Source organism: Oligella urethralis DSM 7531, from assembly GCF_000372065.1.
Classification (GTDB): domain Bacteria; phylum Pseudomonadota; class Gammaproteobacteria; order Burkholderiales; family Burkholderiaceae_B; genus Oligella; species Oligella urethralis.
The window spans coordinates 18,041-44,090 of record NZ_AQVB01000017.1 but is presented as its reverse complement, the minus strand read 5'-3'; the positions used below and the strand labels follow the sequence as shown (position 1 = coordinate 44,090).

At 48.2% G+C, this 26,050-nt stretch carries 25 protein-coding genes; 12 read left to right on the top strand and 13 right to left on the bottom strand.

The genetic code is table 11. The features are described 5' to 3' along the window. Positions 1–262: 262 nt before the first annotated feature. Positions 263–1,300, top strand: coding sequence for a 4-hydroxythreonine-4-phosphate dehydrogenase PdxA (gene pdxA / locus A3GA_RS0109395; RefSeq protein WP_018027151.1), 1,038 nt, complete (start codon positions 263–265; stop codon positions 1,298–1,300). Here pdxA and A3GA_RS0109390 read toward each other — a convergent pair. Then, complete coding sequence (locus tag A3GA_RS0109390) at positions 1,297–2,115, bottom strand: thioesterase family protein (protein ID WP_018027150.1); 819 nt, start codon at positions 2,113–2,115, stop codon at positions 1,297–1,299. The two genes, pdxA and A3GA_RS0109390, sit on opposite strands and share 4 nt — an antisense overlap. 202 nt (positions 2,116–2,317) lie before the next feature. On the opposite strand from A3GA_RS0109390, the gene gltS reads away from it, so the two are divergent. Next, positions 2,318–3,595 (top strand): sodium/glutamate symporter, encoded by a 1,278-nt coding sequence (gene gltS / locus A3GA_RS0109385; RefSeq protein ID WP_018027149.1) that lies wholly within the window; start codon positions 2,318–2,320, stop codon positions 3,593–3,595. A 172-nt stretch (positions 3,596–3,767) separates the two neighbouring features. Further along, a complete protein-coding gene (locus A3GA_RS0109380; RefSeq protein ID WP_018027148.1) occupies positions 3,768–4,874 on the top strand; it encodes an extracellular solute-binding protein in 1,107 nt (368 codons plus the stop codon). Between the two features lie 57 nt (positions 4,875–4,931). Here A3GA_RS0109380 and A3GA_RS0109375 read toward each other — a convergent pair whose 3' ends face one another. Continuing rightward, positions 4,932–5,672: a DUF3108 domain-containing protein gene (locus tag A3GA_RS0109375; RefSeq protein ID WP_018027147.1), complete on the bottom strand. Its 741-nt coding sequence runs from the start codon at positions 5,670–5,672 to the stop codon at positions 4,932–4,934. A 316-nt stretch (positions 5,673–5,988) separates the two neighbouring features. Between A3GA_RS0109375 and A3GA_RS0109370 the strand changes: the two genes are divergently transcribed. From A3GA_RS0109370 to A3GA_RS0109360, 3 genes are all read left to right on the top strand, one after another. Then, entirely contained in the window at positions 5,989–6,312 is a 324-nt protein-coding gene (locus A3GA_RS0109370; protein ID WP_018027146.1) for an HPF/RaiA family ribosome-associated protein, read from the top strand. Positions 6,313–6,393: 81 nt separating this feature from the next. Further along, positions 6,394–7,548 (top strand): baeRF3 domain-containing protein, encoded by a 1,155-nt coding sequence (locus A3GA_RS0109365; protein ID WP_026156925.1) that lies wholly within the window; start codon positions 6,394–6,396, stop codon positions 7,546–7,548. Between the two features lie 181 nt (positions 7,549–7,729). Continuing rightward, a complete protein-coding gene (locus tag A3GA_RS0109360; protein ID WP_018027144.1) occupies positions 7,730–8,914 on the top strand; it encodes an acetyl-CoA C-acyltransferase family protein in 1,185 nt (394 codons plus the stop codon). A 78-nt stretch (positions 8,915–8,992) separates the two neighbouring features. On the opposite strand, the gene A3GA_RS0109355 is transcribed toward A3GA_RS0109360, so the two are convergent. Genes A3GA_RS0109355 through A3GA_RS0109315 form a run of 9 tightly spaced genes read right to left on the bottom strand, consistent with a single transcriptional unit; the run spans position 8,993 to position 18,381 of the window. Further along, entirely contained in the window at positions 8,993–9,877 is an 885-nt protein-coding gene (locus A3GA_RS0109355) for a polysaccharide deacetylase family protein (protein WP_018027143.1), read from the bottom strand. Positions 9,878–9,889: 12 nt separating this feature from the next. After that, the gene (locus tag A3GA_RS0109350) at positions 9,890–11,347 is read right to left on the bottom strand and encodes an anti-phage deoxyguanosine triphosphatase (RefSeq protein ID WP_018027142.1); all 1,458 of its coding nucleotides are present in this window, start codon (positions 11,345–11,347) and stop codon (positions 9,890–9,892) included. Next, positions 11,344–11,892: a methylated-DNA--[protein]-cysteine S-methyltransferase gene (locus A3GA_RS0109345; RefSeq protein WP_018027141.1), complete on the bottom strand. Its 549-nt coding sequence runs from the start codon at positions 11,890–11,892 to the stop codon at positions 11,344–11,346. Before A3GA_RS0109345 ends, A3GA_RS0109350 begins: the two co-directional genes overlap by 4 nt. A gap of 6 nt (positions 11,893–11,898) precedes the next feature. Further along, entirely contained in the window at positions 11,899–13,029 is a 1,131-nt protein-coding gene (locus A3GA_RS0109340; protein ID WP_018027140.1) for a glycosyltransferase, read from the bottom strand. Beyond that, positions 13,010–13,831: a glycosyltransferase family 2 protein gene (locus A3GA_RS0109335; RefSeq protein ID WP_018027139.1), complete on the bottom strand. Its 822-nt coding sequence runs from the start codon at positions 13,829–13,831 to the stop codon at positions 13,010–13,012. The genes A3GA_RS0109340 and A3GA_RS0109335 overlap by 20 nt, the downstream gene beginning before the upstream one ends. A 4-nt stretch (positions 13,832–13,835) precedes the next feature. Next, entirely contained in the window at positions 13,836–15,263 is a 1,428-nt protein-coding gene (locus tag A3GA_RS0109330) for an MFS transporter (RefSeq protein WP_018027138.1), read from the bottom strand. Between the two features lie 6 nt (positions 15,264–15,269). Next, the gene (glmU, locus tag A3GA_RS0109325) at positions 15,270–16,646 is read right to left on the bottom strand and encodes a bifunctional UDP-N-acetylglucosamine diphosphorylase/glucosamine-1-phosphate N-acetyltransferase GlmU (protein WP_018027137.1); all 1,377 of its coding nucleotides are present in this window, start codon (positions 16,644–16,646) and stop codon (positions 15,270–15,272) included. Between the two features lie 43 nt (positions 16,647–16,689). After that, entirely contained in the window at positions 16,690–17,529 is an 840-nt protein-coding gene (locus A3GA_RS0109320) for a PhaM family polyhydroxyalkanoate granule multifunctional regulatory protein (protein WP_018027136.1), read from the bottom strand. A 36-nt stretch (positions 17,530–17,565) separates the two neighbouring features. Continuing rightward, complete coding sequence (locus A3GA_RS0109315) at positions 17,566–18,381, bottom strand: NUDIX hydrolase (protein ID WP_018027135.1); 816 nt, start codon at positions 18,379–18,381, stop codon at positions 17,566–17,568. A gap of 38 nt (positions 18,382–18,419) precedes the next feature. Here A3GA_RS0109315 and A3GA_RS0109310 point away from each other — a divergent pair, with 38 nt between their 5' ends. Continuing rightward, complete coding sequence (locus tag A3GA_RS0109310; protein ID WP_018027134.1) at positions 18,420–19,163, top strand: SCO family protein; 744 nt, start codon at positions 18,420–18,422, stop codon at positions 19,161–19,163. A 241-nt stretch (positions 19,164–19,404) separates the two neighbouring features. Here A3GA_RS0109310 and rpoH read toward each other — a convergent pair whose 3' ends face one another. After that, complete coding sequence (gene rpoH, locus A3GA_RS0109305; RefSeq protein WP_018027133.1) at positions 19,405–20,298, bottom strand: RNA polymerase sigma factor RpoH; 894 nt, start codon at positions 20,296–20,298, stop codon at positions 19,405–19,407. Between the two features lie 149 nt (positions 20,299–20,447). Further along, the gene (dbpA, locus tag A3GA_RS0109300; RefSeq protein ID WP_018027132.1) at positions 20,448–21,851 is read right to left on the bottom strand and encodes an ATP-dependent RNA helicase DbpA; all 1,404 of its coding nucleotides are present in this window, start codon (positions 21,849–21,851) and stop codon (positions 20,448–20,450) included. Positions 21,852–21,985: 134 nt separating this feature from the next. On the opposite strand from dbpA, the gene A3GA_RS0109295 reads away from it, so the two are divergent. The 5 genes from A3GA_RS0109295 to A3GA_RS0109275 all read left to right on the top strand — a co-directional run bounded on the left by A3GA_RS0109295 (position 21,986) and on the right by A3GA_RS0109275 (position 25,954). Beyond that, on the top strand, positions 21,986–22,918 hold the full coding sequence (locus tag A3GA_RS0109295; protein WP_018027131.1) for an ABC transporter ATP-binding protein: 933 nt from the start codon (positions 21,986–21,988) through the stop codon (positions 22,916–22,918). A 2-nt stretch (positions 22,919–22,920) separates the two neighbouring features. Continuing rightward, complete coding sequence (gene mlaE, locus A3GA_RS0109290) at positions 22,921–23,694, top strand: lipid asymmetry maintenance ABC transporter permease subunit MlaE (protein WP_018027130.1); 774 nt, start codon at positions 22,921–22,923, stop codon at positions 23,692–23,694. 15 nt (positions 23,695–23,709) lie between these two features. After that, positions 23,710–24,177 carry an outer membrane lipid asymmetry maintenance protein MlaD gene (gene mlaD / locus A3GA_RS0109285; protein ID WP_018027129.1) on the top strand — a complete coding sequence of 156 codons (468 nt, stop codon included), beginning with the start codon at positions 23,710–23,712 and terminating at the stop codon, positions 24,175–24,177. 39 nt (positions 24,178–24,216) lie between these two features. Beyond that, positions 24,217–25,200: an MlaA family lipoprotein gene (locus A3GA_RS0109280; RefSeq protein ID WP_225792214.1), complete on the top strand. Its 984-nt coding sequence runs from the start codon at positions 24,217–24,219 to the stop codon at positions 25,198–25,200. A 142-nt stretch (positions 25,201–25,342) separates the two neighbouring features. Beyond that, the gene (locus tag A3GA_RS0109275; protein ID WP_018027127.1) at positions 25,343–25,954 is read left to right on the top strand and encodes an MlaC/ttg2D family ABC transporter substrate-binding protein; all 612 of its coding nucleotides are present in this window, start codon (positions 25,343–25,345) and stop codon (positions 25,952–25,954) included. Positions 25,955–26,050: the final 96 nt, after the last annotated feature.

Here is a 26,050-nt window from a genome sequence, read left to right as displayed (position 1 = left end):
GAGAAACTCAGCCAGTCCATTAGCTCACTATGCTATGCCGAATAAGTGGTTAGATAGTTTAACGTTGTATGATATGGGGAAAGTTGAGACTGGCTACGTGTTTAGCGCATATGCTAAATGGTAATGTGCATGAGCCGTATACGAGGTCCGTACGTACGGTTCTGTGAGAGGGATGAGGTGCAAACCTCACCCTACTCGATTTTTAATAGCGCAGGTGTAAAATAACGATACCTTTGATTTTTTGCTACAAGGAACAGCCATCGTGTCTACTCAAAAGCGCTTACCCATCCTGGCGGTCACCTTAGGTGATGTCGCCGGTATCGGTCCCGAAGTCACTGCAAAAATGCTGCTAAAGCACCCTCATCTGCGGCTTAAAGCGCGTTTTGTGGTGATAGGGGATGTCGCTGCTTTGCAAAAAGCAGCACAGCAAATCGGTTTTGATGCGGCGGTGGTGCGTGAGGTGCAAAGCCCCACAGAGATTATTAATGCGCCCGATAGTATTGAGGTGATACAGGTGGGGACAAGCTTAGCCGAGGTGCAGCTGGCTACCGTAGATGCCCGTGCCGGTGCAGCTGCTGCCCAGTTTGTGATAAAGGCCTGTGCCTTAGCCCGTGCCGGTGAGGTGGACGGCATTGTCACCGCCCCCTTAAATAAAGAGGCGATGCATCTGGGGGGTTATCATTGGCCAGGGCATACCGAGCTGCTAGCGCATGAGTTCGGGGTGGAGGATTTTTCACTGGTGCTCTCTAGCGGTGAGTTATTTGTGTTTCATGCCACCACCCATGTATCCATGAAGCAGGCGGTTGAGGACTGCACAGCAGCGCGTTTTGATGCCATCTTTGCGTTGGTGCATGCCTTTTCCAAAGCCTTGGGGCGTGAGGGTGAAGCCATTGCGGTGGCCGGTCTAAATCCACACGCGGGAGAAAATAATCTGTTCGGTACCGAGGAGTCGAGCATTATTCTGCCTGCGATTGAGCGAGGTCGGGCACGAGGGATTAATTTACACGGTCCCATCCCAGGGGATGTGATTTGGCCTCAAGCCGTGCGCGATCAGCGTTGGCGTTTTTTAGTGATGTGCTATCACGATCAGGGTCATGCACCTTTTAAAGCGGTGTATGGTGATCAGGGGGTAAATATCACGGTCGGTCTGCCAGTCGTGCGTGTCTCGGTGGATCATGGCACCGCCTTTGATATTGCCGGTCAAACCATTGCCCGAGAAGATAGTTTGGTGATGGCGGCCGAACGTGCCGCCGAGTTGTCGCTTGGTTGGGCCGCCGTGTGGGAAGCTGCCCGTCGCTAAGCCTTAATAGGCATAGGGCGCACGGTGAGGATCTGCTCGCTATGACCAAAGGGGCCCATCTCATCGTATAGAATCGAGGTGGTGAGACCCACGCCCTGGGCGCCATATTGTTGGCGAGTATTAAGGCCTAACCATTGACCTTGGGGTAGACGGTATAGGTGGATTTGCAGATCAACATTAGGAAACATATGGCTAAAGGGTGACTGCTGCGACACCGCCACCCCGTTACTGGTGTCAACCATGCCCATTAACTTCACAAAGGAGCTGGTTGCAACACCCTCCACCATGGCGAGATCATTACTCAACCAGACTTGCGCACATCCTGGACGGCGCTCACGGTTGCTACGGATATGATCGCTAATGGAGGCAATATAGCCGCCGGCCCAGACCCCTTTGAGTGCCGTCCACTCGACCATCTCATTGCGTGGGGTGATTGGTTCATCCGCCACACTTGCTACCGTGCTCGTGTCATTTTTCATCACCCGCCAAGCACGGAGTACAATGGCGACCTTGCCCTCACAGCTTAAGCTGCTCTCAATCAGCTCAATGGTTTTGCCGGGGCGAATATTACGCGTGGTGATGGTGAAGTCTTTAAGCGGGATCAAACCCAAAATATCAAAGCCTAAACGACCGTAAATCATATCGTCACGCGGCTGAAATAGCTCTAACTCATAACTCATCACACCAGAAGCAGGGGCCATATGCTGCTCATGTGCATTCCATGCACCCTGACTGTGGATAGTCGGTTGATAGTTGGCAACCACCGTGCCATCGTCCTGAATTGTGCGGTTAAGCAGTTTGTAATAAGAACTCATGCGCTAAACTAAAACTATAAAGATGAATAAATGGCTATGTATTAAAGCATAGGGTAAATCGGTCTGATTTAACATTAGCACAAATGCTAGGTAACCCTAGGTAAAGTACGAACAGGATAAGACAGCAGTTTAAATTTAAATTTCGCATTTTGCCGAGAGTGTTTTAAACTGTGGCATAGCGTGAATAACAAAGAGGTATATGATGGAAATTGTACTAAATGGCTATTACACTTTAATTCTGGCCACCTTAGTGCTGCTTTTAGGTCGTATCTTGACCCGTCGCATTAAGTTTTTGGAGTCTTATAATATTCCCGAGCCAGTCGCAGGCGGATTGTTAGCAAGTTGTATTGTGATGCTGCTGAAGTACTTCTTTGGCATCTCCTTTAAGTTCGATGGGGCGCTGCAAACCGCCTTTATGCTGATGTTCTTTGCTTCCATCGGCTTAAGTGCTGATTTCAAGCGTCTCAAAGTGGGCGGTATGCCCCTGGTGATTTTTAGTTTTACGGTCTCAGGTCTGATTATTGTGCAGGATGTGGTGGGTGTCGCCATGGCCTCTTTAGTTGGACTGGATCCTTTGATGGGTCTAGTGACTGGTTCCATTACCTTAACCGGCGGACATGGTACGGCAGCGGCGTGGGGGCCGATTTTAGAGGATCAGTACGGCATCGTTGGTGCTACCACCTTGGGGGTCGCTACCGCTACCTTTGGCTTAGTGGCTGGGGGTATGATTGGTGGTCCAGTGGCTAAGTTTCTATTAAAAAGAATGCAACGTGAGCGCCTACCTGAGCCAGCGGAGTTGACCCCGCTGGAGCAACAAGCTAAAAAGACCTCGCTTTACAATACGCGTCACGATGAGGATGATGATGGCTATGATGATGCACTCTTTGATAAACCGGATCAGATTCGTCGTATCACCGCTTCTTCAGCCATTGAGACCCTGGCGCTCTTTGCGGCTTGTTTGGCTTTTGCCGATGTGATGACGAATGTGGCCAAGGGCACGGCGTTTGAATTGCCGACCTTTGTCTGGGCTTTAATGTGCGGTGTGATTCTACGTAATATCCTGACCCATGTCTTTAGCTTCGATATGTTTGATCGGGCCATTGATGTCTTTGGTAACGCCTCACTTTCTTTATTCTTGGCAATGGCATTGCTCTCATTACGGTTGTGGGAGTTAGTAGATTTAGCCTTGCCCGTATTGGTGATTTTAGCGGTGCAAGTATTACTAATGATGTGCTATGCGATTTTGATCACCTATCGGGTCATGGGCAAGGACTATGATGCGGTGATTTTAGCGGCAGGTCATTGCGGCTTCGGGATGGGTGCTACGCCCACGGCGGTGGCGAATATGCAGGCCGTGACCGACCGCTACGGTCCATCCTATAAGGCATTTTTGCTAGTGCCCATTGTGGGTGCGTTTTTTGTGGATTTAATTAACGCCACTGTGCTGCAAATCTTTACGCAATTGCCGTTTCTACAGTAGCGTCTGAGCCCACTACGTCCTAGTACGCCAGTGGGCTGATATTTTTTATTAAAAATCGCGCTATTGCAGCCTTTATGATAGGAAAATGAAATAAAATCGATCCGTTTTTTAAGACAGCATTGTCTTTTATTTTTATAAGTAGTTTGGTCCATCTTGATAAGGGGGGGATACGATGAAGTTTAATAAATTAATAAAAGGCATTGCCATGGCAGGCGCCTTATTTGCGGTGAATTACGGCGCAGCGGCTCAGGATAAGGGGGTGGTAAATATTTATCACTGGGCGGAGTACGTGGCAGAGGATACGATTCCAGGCTTTGAACGCAGTACCGGCATCAAGGTAAATTTTGATACCTTTGATAATAATGACGTCTTACAAACCAAATTGCTGATTGGTAATTCCGGTTATGATGTGGTGATTCCCAGTAGTTACTACGCGAAGCGCCAGATTGAAGCGGGTCTTTTAGAAAAGCTCGATAAGTCTCAACTACCTAATTTAAAGTACTTGGATCCTGAGATTATGAAGATCTTGGAGGAGGTTGATCCGGGCAATCAATACTTAGTGCCTTGGGCCATGGGTACCTTGGGCTTAGGTTATAACGTGACCCGTGCCAAGGAAGTGGCAGGTGAGGATGTGGACCTAATGGATTGGGGTAATTTATTTGATCCAGAAAAGGCCAAAAAATTCGCTAGCTGTGGCATCTCGCTGTACGATGAGGCGGGTTTGATTTTCCCTGCGGTACTTAACTACATGGGCAAGGATCCGGCCTCTCAAGATCCGGATGATTATTTAGCGGCCTTTGAGGTCTTAAAATCGATTCGTCCTTATATTAAGCATTTTAGCCCTGCTGCTCATATTGAGGAGCTGGCGCAAAATGATGTGTGTTTAGTCTATGCGGGCGATGGTGATATTTATATTGCCGCTGACCGTGCCAAAGAGGCGAATCGTCCTTATGAAATTGCCTACGTGATCCCGCGCGGTGGCGCATTGATTTGGATGGACATGATGGCAGTGGCTAAAAACGCCCCTAATTTTGATAATGCCATGGCCTTTATTAACTACATGGAAACCCCCGAAGTGCACGCAGAGATTACCAATGAGATGTTCTTTGCCAATGCCAATTTGGAGTCCAAAAAGTTCGTCAAGCCTGAAATTGCTAACGACCCGATGCTTTATCCACCGCAGGAAGTGCGTGATACGCTGTTTTTGATGCAACCCCAGTCCATGGAGTTGCTGCGATTACAAACACGTCTCTGGGCTGAGCTCAAAGCGGGTCGCTAGGCGATTTTTTAATTTAGTTTTAAAGTGCTTTCAATCCTAGTGCTTGGGAGCGCTTTTTTATTGGAGTTGATAGTCCATACGTTTTAAGGTCATGCTGACGGTGGCGAGGCTACTTTCACGATGCTCGATCTTAACAATTAAATAGTCCAGCGCTGGCGCCACATAAAAGGTGGTGCGACGGTTTTTGTTGCGGCGCTGACGCTCTACCACCAAGGCCTCAAATTCACCCATGCCCGTATTGACTTTTTCGGTACCAACCACCTGGTAGCGGTGGGTACTTTCTTTGCCTTTATAAATAAGAGGGTAGCTGAGTTGCTGTTTACCCGCCATCAAATCGCAACGGGCTTTGAAGTATAAGCTCATCGGGTCATAGTAAGCTTGTGTGAGCTGAAAGCTGGTATCGCCGTCTTTATTATGTTGACGAGTAGCGATTTTATCCGCCCAGTTAAAGCCTAAATTTTCCTGGCTCCTGCCTTTAAATGCCGCTTCCGTGCTGGCGCTATAGGACTGGGGCGTGATATCGCAACCCTCAGCACTGAAATGCGCCTGCTGCCTTGCCTTTAAGAGGCTATGCTGGATGTTGAAATTCACATCGTAGTGATGTTGCTGCTGACGAATTGTTAGCTTGGCTGTACCGCCTGCAGCGGCCTGGTTATAGGACACGGCAAACTCTGCATCGACATAATCAATTGCCTGATAGGGTGCAGCGGCACTGGCTGGCATCACCATACTAAGTGTTAATAGGGGTAGGCATAAGCTTTGTTGGATGAAATGCTTCACTGGCTTAAACATAGTCATATACGATCGCTTCATGTGATTTAGGGGTGCTTTGTAATGTAGCAGATGGTGTTTAGTTGAGGCTTAAATAATCGACTCAAAACTTAAGTCTTTGCAAAACTTTGTAAGTACCATATTAACCGCCAGCGACGTTATGATCGTGCCGAGCGTTGCGTTAAGTCCTTGAGAAATTAGCTACTATTTGCCTCAGCGTTAATTGTTATTGATCAAAATATAGTCGATCCAAAGGAGTAAATCATGCGCTACGGATTGGCTTAATGCTCAATCTTTAGTAATAATAGAGTAATAATAAAACGCAGTAGTTCAAGGAGGTTCTATGCAAATTTTAGTTAATACTGACAGGCACACCACACGTAGCGAGGCATTAGTTCAACGCATTGAGGCGATCGCGGCGAAGGAGTTAAAGCATCAAGCAGCACATCTAACTCGCGTTGAATATCATCTGTCGGATGTCAATAGTGAAACACGTGCCGGTGCTACTGATAAGCGTTGCTTGGTTGAGGCTCGGGTAGCGGCAATGAAGCCAGTGGTGGCTGAGCATCGCTCAGAGGATATTCAGATTGCTATTCTTGAGGCCACGCGTAAGCTAGTACAAGGTCTTAGCAAAGTGATTTCCAAGTCGCAGGACCACCGCTCATAGGTAATCAGCGGATAACTAGTGGTAGCTGATATCACGGCCTTGATTGAGGTTTTTCACAAATTACATAATAAGGAGAGTACGATGCAACCAGTTAATCTTCAAAGCCTGAGTTATTTTTTAGAAAGGCACGAGGGACCTTGCTTATCTTTGTACCAACCGACACACCGGAGCCACCCTGAAAATCAGCAGGATCTGATTCGCTACAAAAACTTGCTCAAGACATTAGAGCAATCCTTGGCAGAGAAATATGCTAAAAGTGAGATCGAGTCGCTGATGCAACCTTTTCAGCAGTTGGCTGATAATCATGATTTTTGGCAGCGTCAGGTCTTAGATGGCTTAGCAATTTTGGCGGATGAAACTCATTTTGAGGTATTTACCTTGCAGCGTCAGCCCGAAGCCTTTGCTGTTGTGTCTGATTCCTTTCACTTAAAGCCTTTGCTACGCATCACGCAGACGCAAGATCGCTTCCAGGTGCTTTGCATTACCCGTACCGATATTGAGATGTATGAGGGCACACGTGAGGGTCTGGATCAGGTGATTTTTGCTGAGGGCTTCCCTGAGCATATTGATGATACGTACGACGAAACGGCGCCAATGATACCGAGCTCCTCCTATGGTTTAGGTCCATCCTATCGTCAGCGTCAGGCCTTGCGCTATCAAGGTGGTCGTAAAGACGCTGTACAGGCGGATAAAGAGCGCTTTTTAGGAGTGGTGGCACGTGCTTTGCATAACAATATCAGCAAAAATGCCAAACTGCCTGTGGTGTTAGTGGGGCTACCTGAAAACCTGGGCGCTTTCCGCAAGCACAATGCAAATCCATATGTTTTGGAGCAAGAGATTCATGTTGATCCGAGCGCTTTAAGTGAAGAGCAATTGCTTGAAAAAGCGTGGGCGATCGTGGAACCAGTAGCGGCAAAGCGGGTGCAGGAGGAAATTAGTCGTTTTCAGCAAACGCACGGCACGGGTCTTGCCAATGGCGACCTTGATCGCACCTTAGCGGCAATTCTAGATGGTCGGGTGGATACTTTATTAGTTGATGCCGAGAAAAAGCTTGCCGGCAAAATTGATCGTGAAGCCCGTAAGGTTGAGCTAGTGGCGGACTTTTCCGACCCCAATGCCGATGATGTGTTAGATGATTTGGCTGAAATGGTGCTACGTCGCGGTGGCGATGTGAAAATTATCCCAAGTCAGTATATGCCAACGGATACCGGTATTGCTTCGATTTATCGCTTTTAGAGCTTGGCGACAAATAAGTTAATACAAATTCATTACCCCGCTTATTTAAGTGGGGTATTTTGTTCTTAATCGTGTAATATAAATTTGATAGTTTAGTTTTATGCTGGGTGGTTTTTATTCAGCCCTTGAGTATGTTTGCCTGGACTAAATTATTTTGTCTTAACTTTCTGAGGAGATTGGTATGTCAGAAGTCTATGTAGTGTCAGCAATGCGCTCCGCCATTGGTGGTTTCGGTGGTAGTTTAAAGGATATGCCACCACATGAGTTAGGCGCTGCCGTGATCAAAGCCGCAATTGAAAAAGCGGGTATCACGGGGGATGATGTGAATCACGTGGTGATTGGTCATGTGATTAACACGGAGCCTAGAGACCAGTATTTATCTCGATTAGCTTCTGTGAATGCGGGTGTGACCAAGGACGCCCCTGCCATGAACGTTAATCGTTTATGTGGCTCTGGTCTACAAGCCATTGTTTCAGCTGCTCAGGCGATTAAACTGGGCGATGCGGATGTGGCAATCGGCGGTGGTATTGAGGTGATGAGCCGTGGTCCTTATATCACGCCTAGCTTACGTTGGGGTGCGCGTATGGGTGACAATAAGGTCGTGGATATGATGACCGGTGCCTTAACTGACCCCTTCGAAGTGATTCATATGGGCGTGACCGCTGAAAACGTTGCCAAGAAGTACAATATCACACGCGAAGAGCAGGATGCCTTAGCGGTTGAGTCTCACCGTCGTGCCCGTCACGCTATTGAGAACGGTTATTTCAAAGAGCAAATCGTGCCTATCACGCTCAAAACGCGCAAGGGTGAGGTCGTATTCGATACCGACGAGCATGCGCGCGGTGACGTGACGGCAGAGGGTTTAGCTAAGCTACGTCCGGTGTTTGTTAAAGAAAATGGTACCGTGACTGCGGGTAATGCCTCCGGTATTAATGACGGTGCAGCCGCCGTAGTATTAATGAGCGAAGAGGCAGTGAAAAAGCACGGCGCCAAGCCTTTAGCCCGTTTAGTGGCGTATGCTCACGCTGGGGTGGATCCTGAAATCATGGGTATTGGTCCGGTACCAGCCTCTGAAAAAGTGTTGAAAAAAGCAGGCCTTAGCGTGGAGGATATGGACGTGATTGAGGCAAACGAGGCCTTCGCAGCACAAGCCTTAGCCGTGTCCAAGTCTTTAGGCTTAGACCCTGCCAAGGTTAATCCTAACGGTAGTGGCGTTGGTTTGGGTCACCCTATCGGTGCGACCGGTGCCATTATTACGACCAAGGCATTACATGAATTACATCGTATCGGCGGTAAATACGCCTTAGTGACGATGTGTATTGGTGGTGGTCAGGGTATCTCCGCTATTTTTGAGCGCGTCGAGTAATTTTTTCCTTGCTTAAGCGCTTAAGGCCACCCATTGAGGGTGGCCTTTTGCTTACTTGCCTCAAGTCTAGTGATCGACTTAAGAAGCCTCATCCTGGCGGGCTAAGCGTTTTTGCTCACGACGCTGTTTTTTCTTTAGTTTTGCTTGATTATATAGCGGTCCTAGTCGCGGATGGCTTGCTAACCATAAGCGTTGCCCCAGCCATAGCCCTGGGCGATTACGGACGGCAATTCGATAAATATGGTCAGCTGCACCATGTGCCTGATTCATGCCGTAGGCGTCGGTGGTATAGAGATAGTTAAAGCCTAATGCCTTGGCAATAGCAACATAGTCTTTATCAAAGTAGCCTTGTGGCCAGCATAGATGATCGCTGACGGCGCCCAGATGGGTTTGGAACTCGAGTTGTGATTGCAGCAGATCCTCACGAATATGACGGTTTTTATTCGCGTTGTCGGCGGCTAGATCCCAACGATTGTGCGTGTGGGTATGACTGTGAAACTCAAAGCTATCCGCCGCTTGCATGGCGCGCACCTCTTCCCAACGTAGCATCACCTCATTGGCTCTACCCTCAGCGATCAGCTTTTTACATTCATAGTGCCCTGGGCTATACGCTTGATCGGCGCCATTGAGCATGGTCGGGCGTAGTGGTCCATCGTGTATATATTGCGTAATTAAAAATAGCATGGCATGCATGCCGTAGCGTTGAAGAATGGGGTGCGCATATTGATAATTATTCAAATAGCCATCATCAAAGGTGAGAAGCACGGAGCGTTTAGGTACGGCCTTGCCCTCTAAAAAAGCAGCAAACTGCTCGCCCCGGAGGCTGGTGTAGCCATGCTTGGCTAAAAAGCGCATTTGCGATTCAAAGTTTTTCACGCTACAGCTAAGTGAACCGCCACTTGGGGTCACGTGGTGATACATCAGCACCGGTACGCTCGTTGCTTGTTTGCGAGTTAAGCTCATGTTCTTTAAACCCTACATCCGATCAAATACCGAGCCCTCATGCGGGTGGTAAATGCGTTCATAAAAGCGTGCGGCATACTCATCCGTCATGCCAGCCACAAAATCACAAATGATGCGCATATGTAGCGCAGTATCCTGAGGGTGCTGAGTTAGCGCTTGACGATAGCGTTCACGGGTGCCGTCCGGGAGTAAGCGCAGCGGGTCGGCCTTGAGGGTTTGGAAGATCTCAATCACGATTTTTTGACCCTTAAATTCCAATTGTTGTACATTGGCGCTACGAATGACTTTGTCAAAGACCAGTGTCGTAATATGCGCCAGTAAATCGCTTTGCTCAGCGCCGAGATAGGCGTTATACCTAATTAATGGCTGAGTGGCATGCTCAATACCGCTGGAGTCAATAAAGATACTGGTAATGCAGTGATGCACCAAGCGTCCAATTTGTCGTTTACGCTCGTAGCTTTGCTCGGAAAATAGCTGAGTCTCTACTTCCTTGGCCATTTGTTGAGGGCTTTTGCCCTGGTTGCTGCCGCTACATAGGGCCTCGAATAAGTGCAGATGCGTTTTAAAATGCTGCTGCCAATGCTGTTGACTGATTAAACCTAGGGAAATCGCATCCTCTAAATCATGCAAACCATAGGAGATATCATCCGCCAATTCCATAATCGAGGTATCAAAGGATTTAAAGCGGGTTTTACGGTGCTTGGGCGTGCTATCTGTGTCTGAGCGGGCTTTGGTTGCGGTAAAGGCTTCTTTCTCGACCGCCGTGAGTGGTTCTAAAATCCAGTCTACGATCTCTTTTTCACTATCTAAGTAGCATTTAGGCGGTAGTTGCTCTTTGGCTTTGCTTAGCCAAACTGGTGTGGCAAGAGGGCCATAGGCCTCAGGCACACACAGTTCGCTATAGGGTAGTGGGTATTTCAGTATGCCTAATAGCAACCGACGGGTCGGATTCATGCCATTGGCTTTGGTGTATTTATCTAAGCGGGAGAGGATACGTAGGCTTTGACCATTGCCCTCAAAGCCACCATAGTCACGCATACAGATATTTAAAGCTACCTCACCACCATGACCAAAGGGTGGGTGACCAAGATCGTGGGCCAGGCAAATCGCATTCATCAATTCATAATCAGGGAGTAGCTGTTTTAATTGACTGCTATGGTGTTGCTCCACCTCACTCACGAGAAACTCTTTACGTTCGAGTTTTTGTTCAAGCCAGCGCACAATGCCGACACCGATTTGTGCTACTTCCAATGAATGGGTGAGACGGGTGCGATAAAAATCACTTTCACCTAGGCCGAGTACCTGTGTTTTAGACTGCATGCGTCTAAAGGCAGAAGAATGGATTAGCCGTGCATAATCTCGCTCCCAAGGCGTTCTAACCTCTCTCTCGGAGCGGTTGGCAGAGTCCTGGGTGTTAAAGCGTTGCTCCCAAACGGCGCTGTTCTTAAACGAGTCTTTGGTAGTACTCATGATGCTTCCTTAGTGGTGGCTTCAAGGGCGAGTAACTGCTGTTTACGAGCAACGCCCCAGCGATAACCTGAGATGCTGCCGTCACTGCGTAAAACACGGTGGCATGGAATGATGATAGCATGCCGATTCGCCGCACACGCCTGTGCCACCGCACGCACGGCCTTGGGGCAGCCTAGTTGTTGAGCTAAGGTGGCGTAAGACACGGTTTGTCCTAGCGGAATACGGTTTAAGGCTTGCCAGACTCGCTGCTGAAAATCTGTGCCCTGGCAGTATAAATCTATGCGCTGTAATGACTGATAGCGCTGATGACTAGGTGCAGCGATAAAGTTGCTAATCAGGGTGAGAGTGGGGTGTGGGGAGGTCGCTTGCAGTTTGGCCCTAGGAAAATCCTTGGCTGTTTGTATTGTTAAGGCCGCTAGACATGCTTCTTCGCTATCGTCAAGGATCACACTATAGATCTGCTGCTTGAGGGTGGCCAGCAAAATCACGCCGATATCGCTCTGGGTGGTGCTGTAGTGAATGACTAGGGGGTGAAGTTGAGTCATGCTAGCTTAAGACCTCCCAAGTAATGCCTTAAAGGCCGTTAAGTAGTGCTTAGCCATTGTTTCGACCGTGTGATTTTGTAGTGCATAGTCTTTGGCAGCCTGGATGCGTGCGGCGGTTTCAGGGCTTTGATCAAGGGCTAAATAAAGTGCCTCAGCCAGTGCTTTGGCGTCGCCAACGGGGCAGAGGTAACCGCGCTCATTATGTTGACCGATCAGTTCGTTCGGTCCACCACAGGCGGTGGAAACAACAGCTACCTCATTAAAAAAGGCATTGATAATGCCGTTATTAGCGCCCTCATGACGACTGGTGAGTAAATAGCAATCGAAGCCCTGAAACAGTTGTTCGACTTGATGTTGAAAGCCCATAAACACATAGTTCGGCGCTAAACCTAAGGCCTGCACTTTTTGTTGGCAGCTTGGGAGTAGCTTGCCGGTGCCGAAATGAAGCACAGCAATATCTTGTCGGCGTTGAAATAACTGATGAATTGCCTCAATTTCTAGCAAAGGCTCTTTTTCTTCTGTTAAGGCCGCAATCACGGCAATGATTTTTTTACCCTGCAAATGGTGTTGCTCGATAATGTCGTTAAAACGTGCGTCATCATAGCTCTGTGGTATCGTGGCGCTGGGAATCACGATAGCTGTAGGACCTTTACCATGCGCTTGCGGCTTAAACTCCGCGATGGTTTGCACTGCTTCTGCAGCCAGCGCTTTGATGCGCAAGGCTTCAGCCATGCCAGCTTGGGTGTTAGCGACAAATAAATCTGTGTTACGCCATTTTAGGCGAGTGGACTTTTCTTTATGCGCTTTAATTGGAAAGGCGGTGCGTCGCGTATAAACTAACTTCGCTTTAAATAGGCCTTTAAAGAGGGCAGGCCAAGTGAGGCTATTGGCTGTTTGGCAATGGATGATATCGTATTTAGCGGCACGGCCTAATAAAAAAAAGAGTGCAGCCAGCGCTGCGCTTTTTTGCGTATGTACTTTAAAGCCTTTAGCGCTTGCACGTTGTGCCAACTCGCTGTGGCGTCGTGCTAATAGCTCAACCTCATGACCGGCTTGTCTAAATTGCTCCATGCACAACAGGGTTTGGCTCTCACCACCGCGCCAACCCTTTTCCATATTAATCTGTAGGATGTTCATTGTTTTTTTCTTTGGATTTATAGTGCAAGAGTGCATATCGGTTAAAGGTGCCTTGCATGGTGACAATCACAATCATCAAGCCGGCAAGACCATCCAGAAAGCCAAGTTTTAGCAGATAGTCTCTGGCAAAGCGACCAAAGGCTTTAAAGATGGCTTTAGTAATGCTTGATGTTTTACCAGCGAGGGCGCGTTGCTCTGCCCAGATTTCTGCGTATTTCAGGGATTTTTGTAGATGCTCTGCTAAGGTATTGTACGTGTAGTGAAGCAGTCGTCCCTTGAGTGCGGTGACTTTGATACCTTTGGGGATGATCACGCTTTCATGGAGTAGATTGTCATTGTAGTTGGTTAAGGCGGTGGGATAGAGGCGAGCCACATAGTCTGGATTCCAGCTGCCGTGACGTATAAATTGACCAAAGGCCCAGTTTAAGCGACTGATTTTGTAAATAGTTTGTCGATTATCCTCGGCGATGGCTTGACGAATGCTCTCGGCTAGCTCCTCGCTCACCACTTCGTCTGCGTCCAGCCATAGCACCCAGTCAGCGCTGACATAGCGTTGCGCAAGCTGTCTTTGCGGACCGAAGCCGGGCCAGTCGGCATTAACATAAAATTTATCGGTATAGCGACGTGCAATAGCCTCCGTCTCATCTGTGCTGCCGGAGTCTAGAATCACGATTTCATCAGCCAAGTGGGCAATACTTTCTAGGCATTGCGCTAATAAGCGTGCTTCATTTTTTACAATCAAGGCCACGGCTAAGCTGGCTTTGGCTGGTGCTGTTTCTGTAGGTGTAGGAGTTGAAACCATCTCTTTAAAGAATCTCTATGTCTTGACCGCGAAAAAACCGTATTAAATTAATTAAGGATGCGATGGCAATGGATAGTACGCTGATGCTCAGCGCCAAAAATACGCCCCGCTCGGCCGATAAATGAAATGATACCGCAACCAAGGCGGCGCCCGTACTTTGACCAAACATACGTGCCCCAGACTGCATGGCGCCAGTGGCGCCACTACGATTCAGTGGGGTGGATAATAAAATAGTTTTATTATTTGGCGTTTGAATAAAGCCAAAGCCTAAACCGCAACAGAACATGCAAAGGGCATACCAGCCTAACCAAGCGCTATGGGGGATGAATGTTAGCAGCAGTAGGCTAGCGAGCATGATGCAGGAGCCAATGGCAGCAAGGATAGAAGCCGGGTAGATGGCCGAGAGTCGGGCTGATGGACGTGCCATCAGGGTAGAGCCTATAGGCCACGCCATAAAGAGTAGCCCCACGGTTTTGGTGGGTAGGCCAATGATATTTTCATAGAAAAAAGGCAGTGACAGCATGGCGGAGGATGCCGTGCCAAAGCTTAAGGCTGAGACGATAACAGCATATTTAAAGGTAGGAATTTTTAGCAAATCTACCGGGAAAAGCGGGGCGGCTTGTCGTTGTGAACGTCGCCACAAAAGGGTGCCGCTGATGGTCGCAATACTGAGTAGCGCCATGCTAATTAGGGTTTGATTAGTGAGCAGATTTAAGCCAGTGATAAAGCAGGCAAAGGTGATGATATTTAATAGTGCACTGTGAAAATCATAGGGCTTGTTAAGCGCATCAACCCTTGGTAGATAGTGTGAAAATATCAATGAAATCAAGCAAATGGGGATGGGGAAGATAAAAATCCAATGCCATGATGCAATGGAGATGATAAAGGCCCCCAGCGCTGGACTTAAAATGGCCGATACCCCAACCATCATGGCGTTTAAACTGATGCCATTAGCAATTTCTCGGGGTGGATAAATATGGCGCATCATGGCGCCGAAAATACTCATCATCACAGCACCGCCCAAACCATTGACCACGCGTCCAGTTACCAGCATGGGGAGGTTGGTGGCTAAGGCACAGAGTGTGCTGCCGCACATAAAAATGAGGATGCCACAGCGAAACATCCGGATAAAGCCGATGCGTTCGCCCACGGCCGATAGCGGTATGGTGGTGGCGATTAAGGTGACTAAATAGGCGTTCACAATCCACACCGTGAGGTGAGGAGGAATGCCGAGTTCTTTGGAAATTGTCGGCAAGGCCAGGTTGGCAATACTGGCGTCCATCACACTGATGGTGATGGCTAATAGGATCGCGGCTACCGCCCAATAGCGTCGTGGCTTCGGCAGGCCTGCACTGCCTTGGGCCGGCTTGAGTGCAGGCGACTGTCGTTGTGGTTGGCTGATGCTACTGGGCTTAGCGTTGAGTTTAGGCATAGGTGATTAATGCTTCTTCTTAACCGGACGTTGCCAATGGGGGACATTAATTTGTCTGCTTTGCGTCAAGGTTAATTGATTTGCTGGTGCGTCTTGGCGTAGCGAGGTGCCAGCACCGATAGTGGCGCCCTCGCCCACGGTGACTGGGGCAATGAGCTGGGTGTCAGAACCAATAAAGGCATCATCACCGATGACGGTGGTAAATTTATTTGCACCGTCGTAATTACATGTGATGGTGCCGGCGCCGATATTAACACGCTGACCGATCACGGCATCACCTAAGTAGCTCAGATGGCTTGCTTTACTAAAGGCGCCTAATTCCGTGTTTTTAATTTCAACAAAGTTACCCACTTGGCTGCCCTTACCTAGTTGCGCGCCTGGACGTAAGCGTGCATATGGACCGACCTTGCATTGCTCTGCCAAGCTTGCTTGATCCAGGTGGCTATAGGCCTCAATCTTAGCCTCCTTAGCGACTTTGACATTTTTTAAAATACAGTATGGACCGATATGTACGCCATCTGCTAGTTCAACCTCGCCTTCAAATACACAACCTACATCAATAAACACATCACGACCGCAGCTTAAGGTGCCGCGAATATCAATGCGTTTATTGTCTGCTAAGGTGACGCCCTGCGCCAATAGGCGGCGTGCCTGTTCTTCTTGCCAAGCACGTTCTAATTCAACCTGTTGGATACGGCTATTCACCCCCAGTGTTTCCCATGAGGCTGCCGGCTGCGCCGCGCTGACGGTCACACCATCACTAACCGCTAAGCCGATCACATCAGTAAGATAGTATTCACCTTGGGCATTGTTATTATCGATTTTGCTAAGCCATGTTTTTAATTGCTTGGTCGGCGCACAAAGAATCCCAGTATTGATTTCCTTGGTCTGTAACTCTTCTTCGCTAGCGTCCTTATGCTCCACGATACGGCTGACATTGCCTTGGGCATCACGAATAATACGACCATAACCGCTAGGATCGTCTAAAAACTCGGTTAATACCGCAACCCCATCGCCAGCGGCCTCAATCAAGCGGCTTAAGGTCTCTGCCTGCACTAAGGGCACATCACCATAAAGAATTAAGGTTTTATCGCTCTCCGCATCGCCCACAAAAAGTGGCTCAGCCTGTTGTACCGCATGCGCTGTTCCTTGTTGGGGCTGCTGCAAGGCAAAAGCTAAGTCCTTTTGTTTATCAAAGGCGGCTTTTACCGTGTCGGCACCATGACCGACGACCACGGCAATCTGCGCCGGCTTTAATTGCTTTGCGCTTTCAATCACATGGGCCAACATGGGCTTACCGGCTAACTTATGGAGTACCTTCGGTAAATCAGATTGCATACGCTTACCCATGCCGGCAGCCAAAATTACGATAGTTAGTTTCATGGTCTTAATTGGTTATAGTTAAAAAATGGGTTAGTAAAGTAGTTTACTCGTTGCTTGATGTTTTGGCGTTCGCCTGCTTGCTAGCCGCACGTTTTGTGGCTTTTTTTGTGGCGCTCGTGGTAGTGCGTTGAGCGGCAGTTTTAGCTGTGGTTTTGCTTGCTTTTTTAGTCGCCACTTTCTTAGTCACCGCTTTTTTTGTTGCTGTCTTTTTGCTCGCCGCCTTTTTGGCTGCCGTTTTTTTGCTGGCAGCGGGCTGTGCTTTGCTCTCAGTCTCAGCTTTTGCGACAACGTCCGCCGGGGTAGCGGCAGCCACTGAAGCAACGATATTTTTAAATTGATCGCCTAGAAGATTAAACCAGTTTAGGGCCTGCTCTTGCATCAGCGCGCCAGTATTGGCAATGCTGGATTCAAGCGTATCGCTTTGGACATCTGGTTGCTGTTCGTCGGCACCGGTAGCGGCATGCTGTGAGCTCTGTTTGTTCGCTTCAGTCGGTGGCTGTTCAGGAGCAGGGGAGGAAGCGCTGTCCCCGGATGCTGGTGTTGTTGTGGTGGCTTGCGAAGCTCTTAGCGGCTCGCTCATCATGCCCATAAAACTGTTGAAGTTTTGTAGATTGGCCTTTTGTATTTCTAAACTGTGAATGCTACTAGAGAGCATGGACAGATTTAATTTGAGCCAAGACTCCACCGCTTTTAGTTCCTCAATGCGCTTATCGAGCTCATTAGGATCGAGTGCCATGCTGGTCGCTTGGGGAGCGAGATTGGCAAATTTCTGCCAGGCTTGACTCATCATCTTCATGCTATTGAAAAGCAAATTCGGATCGTCCATCTCCTCAGGCATCATATTAACAAAGGGGAAGTTAAAGTTAAAAGGTTCTTTGCTCATCTCTTTCTCCTTAGGCTACGGCTTTTGTTGGGTGGATTATTGCTGCATTAAATGACGAATATGCTGGTTAATCAAGCTATCTAAAAGAACAATGGCGGCTTCAATAGTGATGTCTTTATCCTCAATCATTTGTATCACTTCGCTCGGTCTAAAGGTCTCAATGCGCTCTACCTCACCATCCTGATTTTCAAGGGTCGCGTCAGGCGGAATAATGCAATCACTGACTAAAATATCTTCTAATTGATAGCCCTCGGGAAGGCGTCGACGCATCCGCAAAATCGTACGAATCGGTGTGCGTTGCTTGAGATGAGTGGTGGCGAGCCCGGCTTCTTCCTGTGATTCACGGATTAAGCCCTCGGGTGGGCTGTCCTCGGCATTTAATAAACCACCGACTAAGGTATCCCAGCGATTAGGATCGAAGGCCTTACTGGCGGCGCGTAATTGCAGATAAATATCTCCCTCAGGGGTCCAGCCATTTAAATGAATCGCCATGGTTAAGAGGCCAAGGGGGCGCATGGCAGCACGCTCAATCTGTGCAATCACGGAGCCCTCGGCGTATACATTTAGCAATTCATTGCGCCAAGCTCTGGTTAAGCCTGCATCACGTAAACAATAGGCTACATCAACTAAGAGCGCATTTAACTCGCTCCGAGTAATACCTGCTTCAGCCAGATAAACCGCCAACGCATCCTGCTTAAGGTAGTGCTTAGTTTGTAATGCACTAATGGCGGCGGGATGGATAAAACCGGCAATTTTACCGGCAATAATCAAGGGTCTTGAGCCGCTCACGGGCACCTCTTGAACCTGCTGGCTTAACTGCTGATAGAGCGCTTGCATTTTTTCAAGCTTCAATGACTTACTCTTCCTCTGTATACTAGGATATTAAAATAATGACATTATCTCCAAGTATATATCAAGCCTTAGTGTTTGAACTGTGTCCGGGTGTGACGAAGCATATCTCAAGCGCTTGGCGTCTTTTCAATCAACAATCGGAGGCAGCTAGGATGCGTTTTGTGGCTTATTTTTTACCCTTGCTTATTAGTCTAAGCGTCGCCTTTTCCTTACTGGCGATGAGCCCGGTTGCAGCACAATGGCAGCATCTGTTTAATTTGACTCATAGCGATTTTAATGGCAGTGGTATTCGGGGCAGTCATTTTGGTCGCGGTCTAGAGGCTCGTGATGAACGTGGGAATGACTTCAAATTTGATGATTTTAAGGGTAAACTCTCGCTCGTTTATTTTGGCTTTACCCATTGTCCGGATGTATGTCCTAATACCCTGGTGCAGATCCAACAGGCACTTAACTTATTAGCGCCGACAGAGGCAGAAGCGGTGCAGTTTTACTTTGTGACGGTGGATCCGGCGCGTGATACGCCTCAGCGCTTAAGAGAGTATTTATCGCATTTTGATCCCAGCTTTAAGGCCTTAATTGCCGAGCCTCAACAATTACAACAAATCGCCAAATCCTTTAATGTGTTTTATCATCAGGTGCCAGGACCAGCGGGTTTTTATACGATGGAGCATAGTGCCTATGTGTTTGTATTGGATAAAGCCGCAGAATCCGTGCTTTTATTTAGCGAGGGCACGCCACCCGACAAGATGGCTGCTGATTTGAAAAAGCTTCTCCTTGAGTGAGACTTTGATTGATTCAAAGGGGGTTAACAATATCAGCGCAAAAAAACACCTCCGGCAAGGGGGCCGGAAGTGTCTAAACATTCGTCCTTAAGGGGAAGGGAAAGAGGAGAAAAATGGACGAATGATGAGCGGGGTAATAACTACGTTTCCATTGCTCACAGGTGTTAGTCCAGAGAATCTCCTGTTAGTTCCAAAAACTCACCCCTAAAATGTAACTAATGGTGAGCTTGCGCTGTGTGGATTAGTTCATTGCATCTTCACCAAGGAAGCTACGCATTTTCTTCATTGCAGCGGCTTCAATCTGGCGAATACGCTCAGCGGATACGCCGAACTCATCGGCTAGTTGATGTAGTGTTAAACCACCGTCGTCCTGTAACCAACGCGCTTCCACGATGCGACGTGAACGTGGGTCCAGGGACTCCAAAGCAGCCGCAAGACCATGCGTCTGCAATTCCTCATGTTCGCGTCTAGCGATGATCTCATAAGGGCTACTTTCACCCTCATCGGATAGATAATCGATAGGCGTAAACTCATCATCATCGGCACGTGAGCTAGGGCCTGGATCCAATGACATATCACGACCGCTTAAGCGGATCTCCATCTCAACCACTTCGTCAGGTTTGACATTAAGCTTGTCAGCAATGCCTTGAATCTCCTCGGGCGCCAGGGTAGAACTGTCTAAGCGTAGGCTGCGAAGATTAAAGAATAGCTTACGCTGCGCCTTGGTGGTCGCAATGCGTACCATGCGCCAGTTACGGATCACGTACTCGTGAATTTCTGCCTTAATCCAATGTACGGCAAAAGAGACTAAACGTACACCACGATTAACGTCAAAGCGCTTAACCGCCTTCATCAAGCCAATATTACCCTCTTGGATAAGATCGGCATGCGGTAGGCCATAGCCTAAGTACTGGCGTGCAATTGACACCACTAAACGTAAATGTGATAACACTAAGGCTTGGGCTGCCTGTATATCATCTTGGTACTGTAGACGCTCCGCATACTCTCGCTCCTCTTCGGGCGTCAACATAGGAATCTGATTCACACTACTGATATATGACTCAATACTGCCAATAGCACCCGAGCCAAGGGTGGCTAATGCGCGATTATGTAAAGCAAGTGCTTGATTTGTCATAGTAATATATGTCCTTTAATAGATAGGCGCCGATAAAGTACGCTGTATGCTATTTTAGCACTCTATCGGTCTGAGTGCTAATTTGACTGCAAAGATAGTCTTTAGTTCCCTGATTGCTTGCTGTGTAAGGTGTTAATTTATGTAAGTTATCAAGGGAGTAAGCTGATTTTGCGACGCTTGCCCTTGATGGTTGTTTGTTGCCAGCGTTGTGCTACTTGCGGGGCAATATCCCGTGCGATCGCCACAAAGCTAACAAAGTCATGAATCGTGATTTTGCCGACTTGCTCTGCTTCTAGCCCAAGCGTTTTAGTCAGTGAACCTAGGATATCACCGGCACGTAATTTGTCTTTTTTACCCCCACGGATTGTGATGGTTTGCATCGGCGCTTTTAAGTGTTGTCGACCCTGCCACGCCGGAGGCGCAGCGAGTAAATCAAAGCGTTGTGCGCTGACTTCTTCGATTCTTTTTTTACGGAAAAGTTCGTCCTCAGTGACGAAGGTAATGGCGTGCCCTGTTGCGCCCTGACGGCCGGTGCGTCCAATGCGGTGCAGATGGGTGTCGGCATTCGGTGAGATATGTGCGTTAACCACTAAATCTAAGGCATGGATATCCAAGCCGCGCGCTGCAACATCGGTGGCGACCAACACGCTGCAGCTGTGATTGGCAAACTGGATTAATACATCCTCGCGCTCACGTTGCTCCATTTGTCCGTGCAGTACATGGCTGATAATACCGGCGCGTTGTAATTGGCGTTGCAATAGCTCACACTCATCACGGGTATTACAAAAGGCTAGTGTGGCCAGCGGGAGATGGTGATTAAGTAAGCTGATAAGCGCTTGGCCTCGCTCATTGGCGTTGACTAAATAAAATTCCTGCTGGATCTCGGGCTTTGGCTCATCTATGGCCTGAATCATGTGTGGATTGATTAAAAAGCCCTCAGTGCGCTCCAATAACGCCGGGCTGTATGTCGCAGAAAACATTAAGGTCTGGCGCTTTAAAGGGCAGGCATTGCTAATTGTACTGAGACTTTCATAAAAGCCCATATCCATCATTTTGTCAGCCTCATCGAAGACCAGCGTTTTTACACTGCCTAATGGCAAGGCGCCACGATTGATAAGGTCCTCAATCCGTCCCGGTGTCCCCACAATGATATGGGTGCCTTGAGCTAAGGATGCTTGTTGACGGCTAATCGAAGCGCCACCGCAGATAAGGCTGACTTTTAATGAGGGGTGGCTTCTACCTACCTTACGAATTACCTCTGCCACTTGTGTGGCCAACTCACGCGTTGGGCAAAGCACTAAGGCCTGTGCCTCTATACGGCTTAACTCCAGTGTTTGTAGTATGGCTAAGGCAAAGACCAGGGTTTTGCCACTGCCGGTATGCGCCTGCACAATCAAATCCTGGGCGCTTAAGGCAAGTGGTAAGGCTAGCGCTTGGATCGCTGTCATTTGCTCATAACCCAGTTGTTGTAGATTGGCTAATTGCGCCTCCGATAAATTGAGGCTGTTAAAGGAAGAGGTGGAAGCGGGTGCGGAATTGTCGTTTTTGATCATTGCCTAAGCAGTAAATGATGATAAGTGATGTTGCTATTGTAACGAGATGGCGTAATTGATGTTATAGTTATTGCAAGAAAAAATTTGATTATTTAAAATCAATTGATCTACCTAATCGTTTATAAGCCTAGTTAATGTCAATTCAAAGCTCTGACGGTTCACCTACAGACGCTACGCTAAGTCATGCAGGCGCCGCAACCAAAGCAGCCGATTATTTATCCTCTGAAAAAGTCGTTGAGTTTAACGATGTCAGTTTGGGTTATGGTAAGCGTATTATTCTCAGCGGGGTGAATCTTTCGATTCACAAGGGGCAGTTAATCGCCTTAATCGGCGGCTCCGGCTCCGGTAAGTCAACCATTATGCGTGGCGTGACCGGGCAGATTCGTGCCAAGACCGGGGAGGTTAGGCTCTTTGGCCAGGTGCTGAATGCGATCAGCCCCAAGGAGCTGAGCCTATTACGTAAAAATATGGGTGTGCTGTTTCAGCAGGGCGCGCTATTTACAGATCTAAATACTTTTGAAAATGTGGCTTATCCTTTACGTGAATTAACCACGCTGGATGAATCGCAGATTGTGGAGCGCGTGCTGGATAAGCTCGCTGCGGTGGGTCTTAAGACTGCGGCTCATTTAAATATTTCCGAGGTGTCTGGGGGCATGGCAAGACGTATTGCCTTGGCTCGCGCCATTGTGATGGAGCCAGAGTTATTGCTGTATGACGAGCCTTTCGCGGGTCTAGATCCTGTTTCCATGAATCAAACGGCGGATATGCTACGCGGCATTACTAAGCAATTAGGCACCGCTGGTCTCTTAATTACCCATGATATTGAGGAGTCTTTCCGCATCGTGGATTATGTGTATATGCTTCATCAAGGTGGCATTATTGCGGAGGGTACACCAGCACAGATTCGTGCCATGTCGGATCAGCGGGTACAAAACTTTATTCATGGTCTGTCGCCCGAGGGTAGCACACGCTTTGAGTACCCGACGACGCCTGATTATGAAAGTTGGTTTGCAGAAAAGCAGCTGCAAATTGCTCGCCAAGCGAAGTCTAAGCGCAGGGGGCGATAGTTATGTATTCATGGATTGCATCAATTGGTGGCTATGTGATTAATGGTATTGGTCACCTGGGTAATATTTTTATTCTGCTAGTGCAGATTGTGTTGCGTTCAGCCTTGATTTTTAAGCGGCCGCGACTATTGGTTGAGCAGATTCTGTTTATTGGGGTCTATTCCTTACTGATTATTGCGGTATCCGGTCTGTTTGTGGGCTTCGTCTTGGGTTTCCAAGGCTACAGTATTCTCTCGATGTTCGGTTCTGAACAGGCCTTGGGTTTGATGGTTGCCTTATCTTTGTTGCGTGAACTTGGTCCAGTGGTGACGGCCTTATTGTTTGCTGGGCGTGCGGGCACCTCGATTACGGCCGAAATCGGTTTGATGAAGGCCGGTGAGCAGTTGGATGCCATTGATGTGATGGGGATTAATCCGGTTGAGCGAGTATTAGTGCCGCGCTTCTGGGGTGGTGTGATCGCAATGCCGATTTTGGCGGCTATTTTCTCAGCGGTCGGCGTGATGGGCGGTTGGTTTGTTGGCGTGGTGTCGCTAGGTGTTGATGACGGCGCTTTCTGGTCTCAAATGCAAGCAGGTGTTGATGTGTTTGATGATGTGCTAAATGGCGTGGTAAAAAGCATGGCGTTCGGGGTGGCGTGTATGTTGATTGCCCTACATCAAGGTTGGACGTGTAGAGCCACGCCCGAGGGCGTTTCGCAAGCCACAACACGTACCGTGGTTATCAGTTCTTTAACGGTTTTGGGTCTAGATTTCTTATTGACCGCCGTGATGTTTTAAAGCAAAGGTTTAGAAATGAATAAACGTATTGAGTTTGTGGTTGGCATTTTTGTGCTGTTAGGCGTGTTGGCATTGGTGTTTTTAGCCTTACGTGCCGGTAATCTCAGCACCTTTAGTATGCAGCCTAACTACACTGTCAGTGCCCATTTTGATAATATCGGCTCGCTCAAAAAGCGCTCGGCAGTCAAGAGCAACGGTGTGGTGGTAGGTCGCGTTAAAAATATCGCCTTTGATAATCAAATGTTTCGTGCGATTGTTGAAATGGATATAGAAAAGCAGTATCAGTTTCCGACGGATACTTCCGCTTCGATTAAGACCCAAGGCCTTATCGGTGAGCAGTATATTGACTTAACGCCCGGAGCCGATGATGAGAATTTAGCACAGGGTGGGGTGATTACTTACACTCAAAGTGCAGTGGTGATTGAGGATTTAATTAGTAAGTTCTTGTTCTCCACGGCTGATAAACAGGGTTCGGCCGAATAAATACTAACAATAATTTTGATTGAGAATATGATGCTCGCGATGACTAAAAAACTACTAACGGTAGGCGCTTTAGGGCTTGCTTTATCGGCATGCGTGTCTGTGCCCCAACCGGATCCAAATGATCCTTTTGAGAGCTATAACCGCACTATGTTTGAGGTAAATGAGGCCTTGGATGGTGCGGTTCTTAAACCGGTGGCGCGTACCTACGAGGTGTTGGTGCCGAATCCAGTCAGAACTTGTGTCAGTAATATTTTTGGTAACTTGGGCGATGTTTGGTCCGGTTTCAACAGTATGTTACAGGGACGCGGCTTGGATGCGGTTAACACCTTTGGGCGCGTACTTTTTAATAGTACCGTGGGCTTAGGGGGCTGTATTGATGTTGCCTCAATGAACGGCGCACATAAAATTCGCAATGATTTCGGTACCACCTTGGCGGTTTGGGGTGCAGGTGAAGGGGATTATGTGGTATTGCCTGGCTTTGGCCCAAGCAATTTCCGTGATACGGCTGGTTTGGCAGTGGATTCTTTAGCTAAAACCGAGGCTTATTTATCCCCATGGAGTATTGATAATGTTAGGCTGCGTAATCCTGCTGTGGGACTTGGTGTGATTGATAGCCGTGCTAGTTTATTAGATGCGGATGAATTGGCAGATAGTATTGCCATTGATAAGTACAGTTTTGTGCGTGATGCCTATTTGCAGAATCGTCGCGCCCTGGTGGCTCAAAAAATGGCTCCTGAAATCACCGATGGCACGAAGGTACCCGCATGGACTAAGGAGGACGATCATCGTTATGGTCCGGGTGAGGATATGTTTATGCAGCCGACCATGGATCAGTATCGTCCAACCACGGATGATTTAGGCTATGATGGCTTGCCAAGCTACGATGACCCGGACGGCGCTGATACGGCTGCGAGTGCCTCCGCTCTACCTCAGTACGAGGATCCTGAGGCTGATGCAACAGCGACAGCATCAACGCCAGATACTAGCGCTGACTTGCCACAGTATGAGGATCCAGAGGCTTAGTAGTTAGCGATTGGGTTACATATCTACACAAAGACTAAATAATGTACAGCATTAAATGCTGTACATTAGCCTGACAGAGCTATCACTCTTGTAAAAAATCGAGTCCAATCAATGGATAGCTCAAATGATTATGGAGAGTTTTATGAAATTAACAGCCGGAAAGGTCGTCAATCGTGGTGCTTTAGCAGCATTGATCAGTTTAGGTGTTTTTGCTAGCGCTCAGGCCCGAGCTGAAAGTCCTAACGCCTTTGTTGAGAAAGTCGCTAATCAAGCCTTAAGCGCTTTATTACAAGACCAAGCTGCGCGTAGCGGTGACGTAGGGGCGACCAATCGCTTGGTGGATAAGTACATTGTGCCTTATGTCAATATGGAAAAAACCACCCGCTTAGCCACCGGTCAACCTTGGCGTCAAGCCACTGAGCAGCAGAAAGCGGCCTTGGTTGAGGGCTTTAAAAATACCTTAGTGCGTACCTATAGTGGTGCCTTAAAGGACGTGACTGATAGTACCAAGCTGAATGTGTTGCCATTCCGTGGTGATCCTAATGCCGCCGATGTGGTCGTGCGTACCACCTTAACTGGTGTGAGTAATACCCCGGTAGCGGTTGATTACCGTTTGGAAAAAGCCGGTAGCTCGTGGAAAGTTTATGATATGAATATCGAGGGCATTTGGTTGATTCAAAATTACCGCAACCAGTTTGCTGGTGAAATCAGTCGCAATGGTATCGATGGCTTGATTAAGAGTCTACAACGCTAGTGATTGCTGTGCTAAGCGTTTAGGGTAGCTACCGTCGTTCAGACATCCTTGAGTTAGGCTTAAGGATTGTCAACTGATTAAAAGTGAGATTAGGCT

Coding starts and splice junctions, on each gene's coding strand:
- A3GA_RS0109390 (WP_018027150.1), bottom strand. CDS start 2,115: ATGAGTTCTTATTACAAACTGCTTAACCGCACAATTCAGGACGATGGC.
- gltS (WP_018027149.1), top strand. CDS start 2,318: ATGGAAATTGTACTAAATGGCTATTACACTTTAATTCTGGCCACCTTA.
- A3GA_RS0109380 (WP_018027148.1), top strand. CDS start 3,768: ATGAAGTTTAATAAATTAATAAAAGGCATTGCCATGGCAGGCGCCTTA.
- A3GA_RS0109375 (WP_018027147.1), bottom strand. CDS start 5,672: ATGACTATGTTTAAGCCAGTGAAGCATTTCATCCAACAAAGCTTATGC.
- A3GA_RS0109370 (WP_018027146.1), top strand. CDS start 5,989: ATGCAAATTTTAGTTAATACTGACAGGCACACCACACGTAGCGAGGCA.
- A3GA_RS0109365 (WP_026156925.1), top strand. CDS start 6,394: ATGCAACCAGTTAATCTTCAAAGCCTGAGTTATTTTTTAGAAAGGCAC.
- A3GA_RS0109360 (WP_018027144.1), top strand. CDS start 7,730: ATGTCAGAAGTCTATGTAGTGTCAGCAATGCGCTCCGCCATTGGTGGT.
- A3GA_RS0109355 (WP_018027143.1), bottom strand. CDS start 9,877: ATGAGCTTAACTCGCAAACAAGCAACGAGCGTACCGGTGCTGATGTAT.
- A3GA_RS0109350 (WP_018027142.1), bottom strand. CDS start 11,347: ATGAGTACTACCAAAGACTCGTTTAAGAACAGCGCCGTTTGGGAGCAA.
- A3GA_RS0109345 (WP_018027141.1), bottom strand. CDS start 11,892: ATGACTCAACTTCACCCCCTAGTCATTCACTACAGCACCACCCAGAGC.
- A3GA_RS0109340 (WP_018027140.1), bottom strand. CDS start 13,029: ATGAACATCCTACAGATTAATATGGAAAAGGGTTGGCGCGGTGGTGAG.
- A3GA_RS0109335 (WP_018027139.1), bottom strand. CDS start 13,831: ATGGTTTCAACTCCTACACCTACAGAAACAGCACCAGCCAAAGCCAGC.
- A3GA_RS0109330 (WP_018027138.1), bottom strand. CDS start 15,263: ATGCCTAAACTCAACGCTAAGCCCAGTAGCATCAGCCAACCACAACGA.
- glmU (WP_018027137.1), bottom strand. CDS start 16,646: ATGAAACTAACTATCGTAATTTTGGCTGCCGGCATGGGTAAGCGTATG.
- A3GA_RS0109320 (WP_018027136.1), bottom strand. CDS start 17,529: ATGAGCAAAGAACCTTTTAACTTTAACTTCCCCTTTGTTAATATGATG.
- A3GA_RS0109310 (WP_018027134.1), top strand. CDS start 18,420: ATGACATTATCTCCAAGTATATATCAAGCCTTAGTGTTTGAACTGTGT.
- rpoH (WP_018027133.1), bottom strand. CDS start 20,298: ATGACAAATCAAGCACTTGCTTTACATAATCGCGCATTAGCCACCCTT.
- dbpA (WP_018027132.1), bottom strand. CDS start 21,851: ATGATCAAAAACGACAATTCCGCACCCGCTTCCACCTCTTCCTTTAAC.
- A3GA_RS0109295 (WP_018027131.1), top strand. CDS start 21,986: ATGTCAATTCAAAGCTCTGACGGTTCACCTACAGACGCTACGCTAAGT.
- mlaE (WP_018027130.1), top strand. CDS start 22,921: ATGTATTCATGGATTGCATCAATTGGTGGCTATGTGATTAATGGTATT.
- mlaD (WP_018027129.1), top strand. CDS start 23,710: ATGAATAAACGTATTGAGTTTGTGGTTGGCATTTTTGTGCTGTTAGGC.
- A3GA_RS0109280 (WP_225792214.1), top strand. CDS start 24,217: ATGACTAAAAAACTACTAACGGTAGGCGCTTTAGGGCTTGCTTTATCG.
- A3GA_RS0109275 (WP_018027127.1), top strand. CDS start 25,343: ATGAAATTAACAGCCGGAAAGGTCGTCAATCGTGGTGCTTTAGCAGCA.